At 64.0% G+C, this 13,188-nt stretch carries 12 protein-coding genes; 7 read left to right on the forward strand and 5 right to left on the reverse strand.

The genetic code is table 11. The features are described 5' to 3' along the window. Nucleotides 1-59: 59 nt before the first annotated feature. Nucleotides 60-1,202, reverse strand: a complete 1,143-nt coding sequence (locus GLW01_RS01630) for a hypothetical protein (RefSeq protein ID WP_160897919.1) — start codon at nucleotides 1,200-1,202, stop codon at nucleotides 60-62. 292 nt (nucleotides 1,203-1,494) lie between these two features. On the opposite strand from GLW01_RS01630, the gene GLW01_RS01635 reads away from it, so the two are divergent. From GLW01_RS01635 to GLW01_RS01665, 7 genes are all read left to right on the forward strand, one after another. Further along, nucleotides 1,495-2,535 carry a rod shape-determining protein gene (locus GLW01_RS01635; RefSeq protein WP_095618296.1) on the forward strand — a complete coding sequence of 347 codons (1,041 nt, stop codon included), beginning with the start codon at nucleotides 1,495-1,497 and terminating at the stop codon, nucleotides 2,533-2,535. A 94-nt stretch (nucleotides 2,536-2,629) separates the two neighbouring features. Beyond that, a complete protein-coding gene (gene mreC, locus GLW01_RS01640) occupies nucleotides 2,630-3,499 on the forward strand; it encodes a rod shape-determining protein MreC (protein ID WP_160898113.1) in 870 nt (289 codons plus the stop codon). Between the two features lie 2 nt (nucleotides 3,500-3,501). Continuing rightward, entirely contained in the window at nucleotides 3,502-3,981 is a 480-nt protein-coding gene (gene mreD / locus GLW01_RS01645) for a rod shape-determining protein MreD (RefSeq protein ID WP_151441119.1), read from the forward strand. Between the two features lie 5 nt (nucleotides 3,982-3,986). Further along, nucleotides 3,987-4,601: a Maf family protein gene (locus tag GLW01_RS01650; protein ID WP_160897920.1), complete on the forward strand. Its 615-nt coding sequence runs from the start codon at nucleotides 3,987-3,989 to the stop codon at nucleotides 4,599-4,601. Beyond that, a complete protein-coding gene (gene rng / locus GLW01_RS01655) occupies nucleotides 4,594-6,069 on the forward strand; it encodes a ribonuclease G (RefSeq protein WP_151441121.1) in 1,476 nt (491 codons plus the stop codon). Before GLW01_RS01650 ends, rng begins: the two co-directional genes overlap by 8 nt. Before the next feature lie 33 nt (nucleotides 6,070-6,102). Continuing rightward, nucleotides 6,103-10,092: a YhdP family protein gene (locus tag GLW01_RS01660; RefSeq protein WP_160897921.1), complete on the forward strand. Its 3,990-nt coding sequence runs from the start codon at nucleotides 6,103-6,105 to the stop codon at nucleotides 10,090-10,092. Continuing rightward, complete coding sequence (locus GLW01_RS01665) at nucleotides 10,089-10,931, forward strand: carbon-nitrogen hydrolase family protein (RefSeq protein WP_151441123.1); 843 nt, start codon at nucleotides 10,089-10,091, stop codon at nucleotides 10,929-10,931. The genes GLW01_RS01660 and GLW01_RS01665 overlap by 4 nt, the downstream gene beginning before the upstream one ends. Here GLW01_RS01665 and GLW01_RS01670 read toward each other — a convergent pair. The 4 genes from GLW01_RS01670 to rapZ form a co-directional block, all read right to left on the reverse strand. Continuing rightward, entirely contained in the window at nucleotides 10,928-11,221 is a 294-nt protein-coding gene (locus GLW01_RS01670; protein ID WP_151441124.1) for a ComEA family DNA-binding protein, read from the reverse strand. The two genes, GLW01_RS01665 and GLW01_RS01670, sit on opposite strands and share 4 nt — an antisense overlap. A 259-nt stretch (nucleotides 11,222-11,480) precedes the next feature. Further along, nucleotides 11,481-12,005, reverse strand: a complete 525-nt coding sequence (gene yjgA / locus GLW01_RS01675) for a ribosome biogenesis factor YjgA (protein WP_151441125.1) — start codon at nucleotides 12,003-12,005, stop codon at nucleotides 11,481-11,483. Then, on the reverse strand, nucleotides 12,002-12,271 hold the full coding sequence (locus tag GLW01_RS01680; RefSeq protein WP_151441126.1) for an HPr family phosphocarrier protein: 270 nt from the start codon (nucleotides 12,269-12,271) through the stop codon (nucleotides 12,002-12,004). Before GLW01_RS01680 ends, yjgA begins: the two co-directional genes overlap by 4 nt. Before the next feature lie 16 nt (nucleotides 12,272-12,287). After that, nucleotides 12,288-13,160 (reverse strand): RNase adapter RapZ, encoded by an 873-nt coding sequence (gene rapZ / locus GLW01_RS01685; protein WP_151441127.1) that lies wholly within the window; start codon nucleotides 13,158-13,160, stop codon nucleotides 12,288-12,290. Nucleotides 13,161-13,188: the final 28 nt, after the last annotated feature.

Genomic DNA, 13,188 nt, shown 5'->3' on the forward strand with positions numbered 1-13,188 from the left:
GCCGTTTCCTTCCCTTCGGAGCGCGGGATGATAGCAGATGCAACGTTGATCCGAACCCCCTAGAGCGGGATGCGTACGCGCAGGTTGCCGCCACCAAAGGCGGCGCTGTGCAGCTCTACTGTGGGGTTCAGTGTGAGCTGGGCGCCGTTGCCCGGCGACCAGGTGAATGGCAGTGAGACCTTGGCATAGGTGCCGTCATGGTCGGTGCGCCGGCGGTCGATGCCCTGGATGGATTCGCCGTCCACGTGGCTGACGAACAGCTCCGGGGCGAAATGCCAGTCCGCGGATAGCGGGGTTGTCAGGCCCGCGAACACCAGGTGCTCGTCCCGGCTGGAAAGCTGCTGCGCCCCGCCGATCAGGGCGCCCTTTTCGGACAGGCTCAGGAATTCCCCGCCCAGGCGCCATTGGCTGACGGGGTCGCCGCCCAGTGTCAGTGCGATCCGGCTGCGCCAGGCGCGCCTTTCCATGGTTGCTGACCGGTTGCTGGTGGTGGCGCTTTCGTGGCGATTGGTGGCCAGGCCTTCCGCCAGCCAGCGCAGCCGGCTCCGTTCACTGAGGCGGTACTGGATACTGGCGCCACCCTGCAGGGATTCATCCCGGAAGCGACGCTCCAGTGACGGGATTTCCAGTTCCGTTTCCGGTGACGCGCTGATATAGCCGCGCAGGGTGCTGTCGGAGGACGGGTGCCATTCGCCGGCGCTGAACAGGGTGATGGGTTCGCTCAGGTACTGGCCCTCATCCTGTTTGCTGTTGAACAGGTACTCCGGGAGAACCACGGCGAATCGCGCCGCGTTTCCGGCGTCATCCTGCCAGCCCAGTTCCGGCTGGAGGTCGATGCGGGATTTGTCCCCGCGCACATCCGCCATCAGTCGCGCCTGGAAGCCGCCGCCCGGATGCACGCCAATGCCTATAAGGTTGCGGGTGTAGCGCCCGTCAAAGTCCTCGCTCCGCCGGAATCGGTACTGGAAGTCCAGCGTTCCTTCATCGTCGAATTGCCGGGTGACCTTGACGCTGGCATCCAGGAAAAGCTCTCTGGTACGCGTGCTTCCGCCCGTACCTTCAATGTGGTCGCGGGGTACTGGGGCCGCATGGAACTCGGAGGCTCTGGCCGTGAAGCTGTTGCGCTGGATGAAACTTTCGTCATTGTACTGGAAGGTGCGCCCCTGCAGGACGCGCTCCTGGCGGAATGGCTGTGGTTCCATGACCAGGGTGTCACCCCAGAAAGCGGTCGCTGAGCCGGGTACTGCCAGCAACAGCAGGGCAGCGGATCTGATGGTTGGTCCGGTTCGTCGGGCTGCCAGAGGCTGCGACATGACGTCCACTGTTGTTTATGAAACAGGCATTATTCCATTGCTGCCTGGCCGCTCACAATGCCGGTTGTCTTGCCTGAACCCCCCGCCACTGCTAAAGTTCCGGCATCCAAGAGGTTTCGCCACGCAACGGGGAGGGCGAGGCCAGCCATCGAATCCGTAAAGCCAGGTTGAAACAGCACCGATGCTCAAGAAACTCAGAGGCGCGTTCTCCAGCGATCTGTCCATTGATCTGGGGACCGCCAACACGCTCATCTTTGTCCGCGGCCGCGGCATCATCCTGGATGAGCCTTCCGTTGTTGCGGTCAGCACCTCCAACGGGCAGAAGAAAGTCGCTGCCGTGGGCAGTGAGGCCAAGCGCATGCTGGGCCGGACTCCGGGCAACATCAAGGCCATCCGCCCGATGAAGGACGGGGTGATCGCGGATTTCGTGGTCACCGAGAAGATGCTTCAGCACTTCATCCACAAGGTACACGAGAACAGCTTCATCACCCCGAGTCCGCGGGTTCTGGTCTGTGTGCCCAGCAAGAGCACCCAGGTGGAGCGCAAGGCGATCCGCGAATCCGCCCTCGGTGCCGGTGCCCGGGAGGTGTTCCTGATTGAGGAGCCCATGGCGGCCGCGATTGGCGCGGGGCTCCCGGTGGAGGAAGCCAGCGGTTCCATGATTGTGGACATCGGTGGGGGCACCACCGAGATCGCGATCATCTCGCTCAACGGCATCGTCTATGCGGAATCGGTGCGCGTTGGCGGTGACAAGTTCGACGAAGCCATTGTCACCTATGTGCGCCGCAACTACGGGAGCCTGATCGGGGACTCCACTGCCGAGCGCATCAAGCATGAGATCGGCTGTGCCTATGAAGGGCTGGAAGTGCGCGAGATCGATGTGCGCGGGCGTAACCTCGCCGAGGGCGTGCCGCGCCAGTTCACGCTCAACAGCAACGAGATCCTGGAGGCACTGCAGGAGTCGCTGTCGCAGATTGTTCAGACGGTCAAGAGCGCGCTTGAGCAGTCGCCGCCCGAGCTGGCTTCCGATATTGCGGAGCGCGGCATTGTTCTGACCGGTGGCGGTGCGCTTTTGCGTGGCCTCGACAGCCTTCTGAGCGAGGAAACCGGCCTGCCCGTGGTGGTGGCGGAAGATCCGCTGACCTGCGTGGCACGGGGTGGTGGCAAGGCGCTCGAGCGTATCGACAAGAGCGGCGTGACCATGTTTTCCCAGGACGACTGACAGAGTCGCCACCGGTTCCGGTTGAATCGCAAGAAGACCCGCCGCTGCCGTCCCGGCGCCAGCGGCGGCTGTCGTTCTGAACGGGGGACGGTCCATCAACACGCTTTTCACGCAAGGCCCACTCATTGGTCCCAGGCTGCTGCTGGTGGTGCTCCTGTCTGGAGTGCTGGTCGGCGCGGACCTGTATCTGCCCTATGGCGACCGGGTGCGCAGCTGGCTCATGACCGGCCTGACGCCGGTCTACTGGCTGGGGCACGCGCCGGACCGATTCCTTGAGTGGATGGGGGATCTGACGAGCAGCCGCTCCGATCTGCTGCAGGAGAATGAGGCCCTGGAGTCCCGCCTTCTTGTGCTGGAGCGCCGCGCCCAGCGCTACACCGCCCTTGCCGCGGAGAATGCCCGCCTGCGGGAACTCCTGAACGCTTCTGAACAGCTGGATGACAGGGTGCTCGTTGCCGATGTGGTCGGCGTGACACCGGACCCACTGACCCATGAGATCATCCTGAACAAGGGCGAGTCCGATGGGCTGAGCAAAGGTCAGGCGGTGCTCGATGCCCATGGCCTCATGGGGCAGATTGTGCATACCAGTGCCCACGCCTCCCGCGCCATCCTGATTTCCGACAACAGTCATGCGGTTCCCGTGGAGATCAACCGTAATGGGCTGCGTGCGATCATGTTCGGCACAGGGGAGCATGATCGCATGGAACTTGCTCATGTGCCGGATACCGCCGATGTCGAGGTGGGGGATCTGCTGGTCAGCTCCGGGCTGGGCGGACGTTTCCCCCAGGGGTATCCGGTGGCGCGGATCAACAGCATCAAACACGACCCGGGCGAGCCCTTTGCCCGGGTTGAGGCCCGCCCCATGGCCAAGCTCAACAGCAGCAGCCAGGTGCTGGTGGTGTTCAGCGGTGGCTCGGTCAGCGGCGGGGACACGCCATCACCGGCGACTGGGGAGGAGGACTGAGCATGGAGCACCGTTCGGTCAGTTACCCGGTGGCTATCCTGAGTGCTCTTGTTGCCCTGGTTGGCACCATCTCGCTGTTCCCGCAGCAGATCGGGCACTGGCGGCCGGAATGGATCGGGCTGGTTGTGGTCTACTGGGTGCTGCGTGCGCCACAGACCTTCGGCATTGTGCTGGCCTGGTGTCTGGGGTTGCTTGTGGATGTGCTGCGGGCGGATATTCTGGGTATGAATGCGCTGGCCATGGCCCTGATCGCCTTAATGGTGCTGGCCGCCCATCAGCGGCTGAAGCTGTTCCCCCTGGCGCAGCAGTCGCTCGTGGTTTTTCTCATGATCGGCCTGGCGCACATGGTGGTGCATTTCCTGCACCAGTTGCTGGGGCAGGCGGGCGGCGGATTTGACTATCTGCTTCCCGCGGTTACCAGTGGTCTCATATGGCCGGTCTTCCGGGGCTTCTGGGATTTCGTGAATCGTAAGCTGGAGTAAAACGAATGAGCAGCCCAGCCTTCCAGTCACTGGTACTGGCCTCCGCATCACCGCGCCGCCGTGAGCTTCTGGATCAGATCGGGATCCGGCATGAGGTTGCCCCGGTCGATATCGATGAAACGCCCGGCCAGCATGAGGCACCGGATCTGTACGTGCTGCGGATGGCCAGGCAGAAGGCTCTGACCTGTCAGGCGGGGTGGCATGATGCCGGACGCCTTTTCCTGGGCGCGGATACAACCGTGGTCATGGACGGCCGCATACTGGGCAAGCCCGCCAATGCCGGGGAAGCCCGGGCCATGCTGGCACGCCTGTCCGGGCGCGAGCACCAGGTGATGAGCGGTGTGGCGCTGACCGGACCCCACGCTGTCCGTGAACGGGTGGTTGCCTCACGGGTACGGCTGCGCCCGCTGTCCAGCGCCGAGATTGATAACTATGTGGCGACAGGCGAACCAATGGACAAGGCCGGAGCCTTCGCGGTCCAGGGGCGAGGGGCAGCGCTGGTCTCAGAGCTGTCCGGCAGCTATACCGCTGTGGTGGGGCTGCCTCTGGAGGCGGTCACAGACCTGCTGCATCAGGTGGATCAGCCCGTGCATCAGTGGTGGGTGACGTCTGATGAGTGAAGAGATCCTGATCAACGTTACCCCCGTCGAGACCCGGGTGGCGCTGGTGGAAAACGGGATGCTCCAGGAAGCCTATGTGGAGCGGACCCGCAACAAGGGCATTGTTGGCAATATCTACAAGGGTAAGGTGGTACGGGTGCTTCCGGGCATGGAGGCAGCCTTTGTGGATATCGGGCTGGAGCGGGCTGCATTCATTCATGCCTCGGATGTGGCCGAACTCGGTGGTGACAGCGACAGCAGCGCGCCACGCACCGTTCCGGACATCCGTTCGCTGCTGCGTGAGGGTCAGTCGATCATCGTGCAGGTGACCAAGGACCCGATTGGCACCAAGGGCGCACGCCTGACCACTCACCTCTCCATCCCGTCGCGCTATCTGGTCTACATGCCGGCCATGTCCCATATTGGGATTTCGCAGCGAATCGAGGATGAAACCGAGAGAAAACGTCTGCGTGATCTGATCCAGTCGGTGGCGCGGGACTATGAGCTGGATGCCGGAGGCTACATTGTCCGTACTGCCGCCGAAAGTGTGGGTGAGGACGATATCCGGCGGGACATGGACTACCTCAACCGCCTGTCCACGTCCATCATGGAAGGCGCCCGTGATGTTCAGGCCCCGGGGGTGATCTACGAGGATCTGCCGCTGTTCATCCGGACGGTGCGGGACCTGGTGCGGGTCCAGACGGAGAAGATCCGTATCGATTCGCGGGAAAGCTGCGAGAAACTGCTGGCGTTCGCGGACCGGTTTGTCGAGCAGCTGCGTGAAATGATCGAGTTCTATCCCGGCGAGCGCCCTCTGTTCGATCTTTACAGTGTCGAGGATGAGATCCAGAAGGCGCTGAGCCGACATGTGCAGCTCAAATCCGGCGGTCATGCGCTGATTGACCAGACTGAGGCCATGACCACCATCGATGTGAATACCGGCGCCTTTGTCGGTCACCGCAATCTCGAAGAGACCATCTTCAAGACCAACCTGGAGGCGGCCCGCGCCATCAGCCGCCAGCTGCGACTGCGTAACCTCGGCGGCATCATCATTATCGATTTCATCGACATGGCCGACCTGGAGCACCAGCGCCAGGTGCTGCGCATGCTCGAGAAGATGCTGGAGCGGGATCATGCCCGGACCAAGATCACCGGCGTTTCCGAGCTGGGGCTGGTGGAGATGACCCGCAAGCGCACCACCGAGAGCCTGGGGCAGCTGCTGTGCGAACCCTGCCCGGTCTGCAATGGACGAGGCTTTCTCAAGACACCGGAGACGGTCTGCTATGAGATTTTTCGCGAGATCATGCGGGTCAATCGTGCCTACGATGTGGAGGGGCTGCTGGTGATGGCCTCGCAGAGCGTGATCGACCGTCTTCTGGACGAGGATTCGGATAACGTTGCGGACCTCGAGACCTTCATCGGCAAGACCATCAAATTCCAAGTTGAGCTCGTCTACAGCCAGGAGCAGTACGATGTGGTCCTGCTCTAGCGCCACAGCCTGTCTGCCCCGGGGTTGCGGTTTATGAACAGGGCCGCATCGGGGGGTGTCCGCCCGGTGCTGTGGGCACTACTCAACCGTCTGGTAACGGTCGTCTGGATCAGCGCCCTGACGCTGCTGATGCTTGCCGCGCTCTACGTCGGCCTGGGCCGCCAGGTCATGGCGAATCTCCATCATTTTGAAGCCGAGATAGAAACAGCGCTGACTCAGGTGCTGGGCAGGCCTGTGCATCTCAGTGACCTGAGTGGTGACTGGCAGGGGCTGGATCCCGTTCTCCGGGTTGGGGAAATGGCGGTCGGAGAGAAGGGCCGGGCGGATGCTTCACTGGGGCAGCTGAAAATGCGCCTCGACAGCTGGGCCTCGCTGGTGCGTCTGCGCCTGGTGTTCCGCGAACTCCGTGCCAGTGGTGCCGAGGCGACACTGGTGCAGCAGTCTGATGGCGGGGTCGCCGTTGCCGGCCTATGGCAGCCATCCGAAAGTGGCGACGAGCCCCGGGGGCCGGCGGATGCCGCGTCGGATGCGCTGGCTGCACTGGATGGTCATCTGGGCGAATGGATCGATCAGGCGGGGCGGCTTCTGTCCGATCCCGTTGTGACGCTGACGGATCTGCGACTGCGCGTCGAGCCGACTTCCGGGGAGCCTGTATCACTCAGTGTTCCGGCAATGGACGTGCGCTTTGAGGACGGTCTGTTTTCCGCCAGTGGGCACCTGGTCGGGGGCGGCGATGACCGCCGGCGCATCGGCGCCTTTGCTCTGGAGGGCCGGCACCTTCTGAGCAGCGGGTTTACTGGGGACCTCTTCCTGGATCTGGACTCCGCCGGCATTTTCAATAACCTGCTTACCCCCTATGAATGGCGGGGGCTGGCTGTTGAGTCGCTCAATGCCCGGGCCGAGACCTGGCTGAAGTTCAGGCGGGCCCAGCTCCAGCGCGTAAGGATGTCATTGCGGCTACCTGAGCTCGGTCTGGCATCGCCAGTGGCTCCTGTGGCCCAGCTCAGGGATCTGAGCGCGGATCTGCTGTGGCGGCACACGGACGCGGGCTGGCTTCTGGAGACGCGCGGCTCGGCCTTTCGCTGGGGCGAACAGGAAGCCGGCGCGTTCTCCGCCCGAGCGGAACGCACCAGTGCTGGCCTGACTGTGGCCGCACAGGGCCTGGATCTGGGGGCGGCCAGCTCGCTGGTGCGCCACAGCGGCCTGTTGCCGAAAGAAGAGCAGGAGCGCCTGGCCGGCCATGATCCCACAGGCCTGATGGAGCATCTTGAAATCACCGTCCCCGACGACGGCGACTGGCGGCTGCGGGGTGCTTTCAAGGATATTGCTGTGGCGGCTGTCGAAGGGGCCCCTTCTGGCAGCGGGCTGGACGGCTACCTTGAGACCGGCCCCCGGCAAGGTCGAGTGACCCTTGAATCCGGCCCGGCCCGTATCGGATTCCCGGAGCTGTTCCACACGGACTGGCGTTTCCAGCGCCTTGCCGGTCGCATCCACTGGTCACGTCGCAGTGATGGCTGGGAGGTGGCCGCACGGCGTCTTGTCGGGCGGCATGAGGGTATGGATGCCTCCGGTGGATTCCGGCTGCGGCTGCATGAAGGCAGCACGGATACGCTGTCACTGCGGGTCGGCATTGCTGGCGGCAGAACCGGCATGCTGGGCCGCTTTATACCCCGGAAACGGGTGCCTCCGGAACTCTATTCCTTCCTTACCGAGGCCGTAGGCAGGGGCACCGTGACCCGTGGGTGGTATTACGGTCATGGGGATATCGGAGGTGATGATGCCGATGAAACTGCCCGTGATCGTGCCTTCACCTCCAGTATGGCGTACCGCTTCCGGGATACTGAGCTGACCTACGATCCTGAGTGGCCAGCACTGGAGGGCGCTGCCGGGCAGGTGCGGGTGCAGGGTGACGAGGGCCATATCCGGCTGGATGAAGGTGTGGTGGCCGGTGTTGAGCTTGAGCCCAGTCAGATCCGGGTAACGGGTGAGGATGGGGAAGGGCTGCGCGTGGATGTGGATACCGCGGCCCGTCGCGATGGCGAGCTGCTTACGGAGCAGTGGCGCAACAGCCCCCTCGCAGAGGTTGCCGGTGACTGGCTGGGCGACCTCCGTGTGACCGGCTCCAGCCATGTCGACCTGTCGCTCAGCCTGTGGCCGGGGCAGGCGCGGGATCCAAAGATGGATCTCCGGTTTGCCCTGTCCGATGGTCACGTGCGCTTCGCTCCGGCAGCGCTTGAGTGGCGGGATGTGAACGGGCCCATCCGGTTCTCCACGGATGACGGATTCGGCAATACGGACCTGGATGCGCGCTTCATGGGCGAGCCGGTGACGCTGCAGGTCCGCGATGGTCCGAAGCAGGCCCCGGTCTTCCGCCAGCAGGGGCGTCTGGCGGTGCCAGGGCTGGCGGAGTGGCTGGGAGAGCCACTTCCCAGGGTAAGCGGCCGGCTCGACTACAGTGCGGCCTTTCGGCCCACGGAGGGCCCTTCCCTGCGGCTGGATGGCGATCTTGCGGGCCTCGTTCTGGACTGGCCGGCACCGTTCAGCAAGGAAGCCGGTGATGACCACAGTCTGACAACCCAGGTTGACTTCGGTGGTGCGGATTCGGAGGCCGTGCGCATTGAGGGGGACTGGGAGCCACTGGGTGCGTTCCGGTTGGTGGTGCGTGACGGGGTCGTGGAGCGCGGGCGCATTGGTCTGGGTGTGCGCCGCACGGAGCTTCCGAAAGAGCCGGTGCTCAGCATCACCGGTAATCTGCCGGGGGCTGACCTGAAGCAGTGGTGGCGGGCCATGGCTGACGTTCCGGCAGGGGAAGAGGCGGCTGCTGGCCAGGGCGCTGCGCCGGAAAGGTTTGACCTGCCTCCGCTCAGGGTCGAGCTGGGTATTGGTGAGCCGCGTTTCAGTAACTGGGCTCTGTCACCGCTTCGCATCCTGGCGGAGGCTGACTTGCGGGGCGGTTGGCAGGTGCGACTGGATTCGGACTGGATCAGTGGCACCGTCGGGAATGGCGGTGAGCGGGCACTGGCGGTGGATCTCGATCATCTGGTGCTTCCGGAAACGGCGCCTGACGGCGGGGAAGCGCCAGAGCTGGACAGTGGCACACTGAGCAGTGGGGCCCGGGACTGGCCCGACATGGGTATACGCATCGGCCGTCTTGTTGTCGGCGACCGTCGGCTGACGGATCTGTCGCTGATGCTGGTGCCGGATGGCAGCCGTATCCGCGTGGATCCACTGGCATTTACCATGGGGGATCTGGTCGTGGATGGGAATCTGACCTGGCAGCCGACGGCCAACAGTGGTGTCACCGAATTTTCTGGCACCCTGGATGGCGGTGATCTCAAAGGGCTCGAAGCGCTGATCGGTCGAACCATGGTTCCGATCAGCAGCCAGCGGACCGAGGCCTCACTGAACATGGCCTGGCCCGGCGGACCCACGGATTTCAGCCTGTCCGGTCTGCGCGCGGCCATGGACTTCCGGCTTGAGGATGGCATCATTGATCAGGACATTGAGGGGGCGCGTGTGTTCCGGGTTTTTGGCCTGCTGAACACGGATACGCTCTGGCGGCGCCTGCAGCTGGATTTTTCGGACGTCTATGAGTCCGGAATTCCGTTCGACCATATCGAAGGGGAAGTGCTGATCCACGAGGGTCGCCTGATCTTTGATCCGGCTGTGTCGATCCAGGCGCCCTCCGGCGGTTTCCGTATGAGCGGCGAGGCGGATCTGATCAGTGAGGCACTCGATATGCGCCTGGTGGTGGTGCTGCCGGTTACCCAGAATCTTCCTCTGGCGGCGGTTCTGTTCGGCTATGCGCCCCCCATTGGAGGTGCGCTTTTCGTGCTCGATAAGGTGTTTGGGGGTATCCTGAGTCGGGTTACCAGTGCCACCTACACCGTGGAGGGCACCTGGAGCAACCCGGAGGTTGAACTCCGCAATCTGTTTGACACGGAGTCGGATCTGGAAAGCTATGAACGGCCCGAGGTGGGTGTGGAAGCCCCCGAAAGGCCTGCAGGGGAGATCAAGCGATGACGGCATCCGTATCGGTAGCGGCCATTCAGATGGTGAGTGGTTTCGAGGTGGAACAGAATCTGGTGCGCGCCCGCGAGCTGCTTGAGCAGGCGGCTGAGGACGGGGCTCGCGTAGCGGTGCTTCCAGAGAATTTCGCGGCCTTCCAGAACCGACGGCTGGCCGAGCTGGGGCAGTCCGAGGCGCGCGGGGAGGACGGCTCCATCCAGTCCTTTGTGGGTCGCGAGGCCGCACGCCTGGGCCTCTGGATCGTGGCCGGTTCCCTGCCCATGGGCACCCGTCCGGATGGCACCGTGGTGCCCGATGGCCGTGTGCGCGCCGCGTGCATGGTCTGGAACGATCAGGGCGAGCGGGTGGCCCGCTATGACAAGATCCATCTGTTTGATGCCATGGTGGGGGATTCCCAGGGCCGCTATCAGGAGTCGGATCTGTTCGAACCCGGCGATGAGGTGGTGACTGTGGATACTCCGGCAGGACGGCTCGGCATCAGCATCTGCTATGACCTGCGCTTTCCGGAGCTTTACCGCCGGCTGAGGGAGGCAGGTGCGGAATGGGTGGTGGTGCCGTCCGCCTTCACCCACCGGACCGGTGAGGCGCACTGGGAGCCGCTTCTGCGGGCCCGGGCGATTGAGGATCAGGTCTGGATCTGTGCCCCCAATCAGGGCGGGCAGCATGATGAGCGCCGGCAGACCTGGGGCCACTCCATGATCATTGATCCCTGGGGCAGCGTGGTTGCCGAGCGCTCCGAGGATGGGCCGGGTGTGGTCAGTGCGGTCCTGGACCGCGACCAGCTGGCCAGAACCCGCAGCGCCATCCCGGTATGGGAGCATCGGCGCCTCTAGTCGAGGCGGATCTTCTCCCGGTTGTCACTGACGGTGGCCGGGCCGATGCCGTCCACTTCCTCAAGGTGCTCGGGGGTGGTGAATTCACCCTGCTCCTTGCGCCATGAGACAATGGCGTCCGCCTTGGCCGGGCCAACACCATGGAGGGCCTCGGCGAGGACTTCCGCGCTGGCGGTATTGACGTTGACCGTTTCGGTCTCTTCCGCGGCATCCTGTGCCATGGCCGGCGTGACCGCCAGAACCAGGGTGAGCGCCAGCAGGCGGGTGGTTGCGGAAACGATTCCTTTCATCGTGATGTGCTCCTGTCTGTTCGCGATTGGGGAGGGAACAGAACAGAACCGGAGATGACGGTGCGGGGTGATTGAGGTGGTCCAGACGGGCGGCTTCCCTGCCACCCGAACTGCACCGGCCCTGCCCGACTCCCTGGGCGCTGTCCGTCCCTTTGACCAGGTGCCTCCTGCACCGCATTGCGTCCCTGCGACTGCCTATTCTAGTCAGATCCGTTTCCGGGGAAATAGGACATCGCCCATACACCGTGTAAGCGATCTCCTACAGCTGCTCGCCCTCGTCAATGCGCTCACGCAGGTAGCGGTAGAGACGTCGCCGCGGGCTGTTGCGGTCCCCGCTGTCCGACTGCCTGGCCGCATTACGGATCAGCTGGCGCAGGTGCTGGACATCGGTCTGCGGGTAACGGTCCATGAACTCGGTCAGCGCCGGCTTGCCTTCATGGATCAGGCGCTCACGCCAGCGTTCAGCCATGTGCAGGCGGCGGGTGTGCTCCGGGGTGCCGGCGGTCTGTCCGGCCGCGGCCCGGCGCAGGGCCTGCTCGTCCTCCTCGAGGATCTGGCGGCCCAGGTAGAGGGTCTGGCGACGGCGCGGGTCGCCTTCCGGCAGGTGCCGGACTTCCAGGAGTCCTTCAATGAGGGCGCTGGAGGCGGGCAGCTGGTGGATGCGCTCCTCGGGCAGGGCGGCCAGGGCCGCCGCCAGATCGCGCAGCTCATGCATCTCGCGTTTCGCCTGGCTTTTGCTGGGCAGCTCTTCCTGCGGTTGCCCTGGGGTATCAGCGTCGCTCATTCGTCCTCGTCAAAACGGTTGTTGATCAGTTCCACCAGCGCGTCCCGGGCGTCGGTCTCGTCCGCGCCCTCGATGATCAGGTCAATGTCCGTGCCACAGCTGGCTGCCAGCATCATCACCGACATGATGCTCTTGCCGTCCACTTCCCGCCCGTCACGCCCCAGCTGGATACTGCTTTCAAACTGTTCGGCGCAGCTTACAAGTTTGGCGGCGGCGCGGGCATGCAGGCCCAGTTTGTTGATGATGGTGATGGATTCTCGGATCATTGGGTTTCCGCTGTGTTCAGGGCGTCGGTTGCGCGTGGGGCAGTTCCGTGTGCCGGACCTGGACGGTGCTGAAGGCCTGGCGCAGGTGCGCCGCCAGCTCCTCGGCCATGTAGACCGAGCGGTGCTGGCCGCCGGTGCAGCCGATGGAGATTGTCATGTAGGAGCGGTTCACCGTGTGGAATTCCGGCAACCAGCGGTCCAGGAACCCCTTGATATCCTCGAGCAGGGTCGTGGTGCCGGGCTGGCCGGTCAGGTATTCACGGATCGGGGCATCCAGCCCGGTATAGCCGCGCAGGGATTCGTCCCAGAAGGGATTGGGCAGGCAGCGCACATCGAAGACGAAATCCGAGTCGATGGGCACCCCGTGCTTGTAGCCGAACGACTGGATCAGAAGGGCCATCTGCTGTTCGTCCCGCCCCACGATCCGCTCGCGTACCATGTCGCGCAGCTCGTACATGGAGCGTTCGGTGGTGTCGATGTGCAGGTCCGCCAGCCGTGCGATGGGTTCCAGCAGGGCTTTCTCGTCCTGGATGGCCTCGGACAGCGAGCGCCCCGGTGTGCTCAGGGGGTGCTTGCGGCGGGTCGCGTGGAAGCGCTGCAGCAGCATGCTGTCCGCCGCGTCCAGATAGATGACCTCCACCCTCAGGTCCGGGTGCTGGAGCTGGCGGTAGAGGTTCTCGAAATCGGCAATGTCCGCGGAGAGATTGCGGGCGTCAATGCTGACGGCGATGTCGCTCTGCTGCTCGTCCGATTCCAGCGCCTTGCGCGTCAGCGGCTGCAGCAGTCCGATGGGCAGGTTGTCGATGCAGTAGTAGCCGAGGTCTTCCAGCACATGGAGCGCTGTGCTCTTGCCGGAGCCCGAGCGGCCGCTCACGATGGTCAGTTTCACAGCCCGATCTCCCGCTGGCTGGATGGGT

It is taken from the genome of Vreelandella halophila, from assembly GCF_009856365.1.
Lineage (GTDB): Bacteria > Pseudomonadota > Gammaproteobacteria > Pseudomonadales > Oleiphilaceae > Halospina > Halospina utahensis_B.

Excerpts from the sequence above, each read along its gene's own strand:
- GLW01_RS01660 (WP_160897921.1), top strand. The coding sequence starts at position 6,103 with ATGAACAGGGCCGCATCGGGGGGTGTCCGCCCGGTGCTGTGGGCACTA.
- mreD (WP_151441119.1), top strand. The coding sequence starts at position 3,502 with ATGGAGCACCGTTCGGTCAGTTACCCGGTGGCTATCCTGAGTGCTCTT.
- GLW01_RS01665 (WP_151441123.1), top strand. The coding sequence starts at position 10,089 with ATGACGGCATCCGTATCGGTAGCGGCCATTCAGATGGTGAGTGGTTTC.
- GLW01_RS01650 (WP_160897920.1), top strand. The coding sequence starts at position 3,987 with ATGAGCAGCCCAGCCTTCCAGTCACTGGTACTGGCCTCCGCATCACCG.
- GLW01_RS01630 (WP_160897919.1), bottom strand. The coding sequence starts at position 1,202 with ATGGAACCACAGCCATTCCGCCAGGAGCGCGTCCTGCAGGGGCGCACC.
- yjgA (WP_151441125.1), bottom strand. The coding sequence starts at position 12,005 with ATGAGCGACGCTGATACCCCAGGGCAACCGCAGGAAGAGCTGCCCAGC.
- GLW01_RS01635 (WP_095618296.1), top strand. The coding sequence starts at position 1,495 with ATGCTCAAGAAACTCAGAGGCGCGTTCTCCAGCGATCTGTCCATTGAT.
- GLW01_RS01680 (WP_151441126.1), bottom strand. The coding sequence starts at position 12,271 with ATGATCCGAGAATCCATCACCATCATCAACAAACTGGGCCTGCATGCC.
- GLW01_RS01670 (WP_151441124.1), bottom strand. The coding sequence starts at position 11,221 with ATGAAAGGAATCGTTTCCGCAACCACCCGCCTGCTGGCGCTCACCCTG.
- rng (WP_151441121.1), top strand. The coding sequence starts at position 4,594 with ATGAGTGAAGAGATCCTGATCAACGTTACCCCCGTCGAGACCCGGGTG.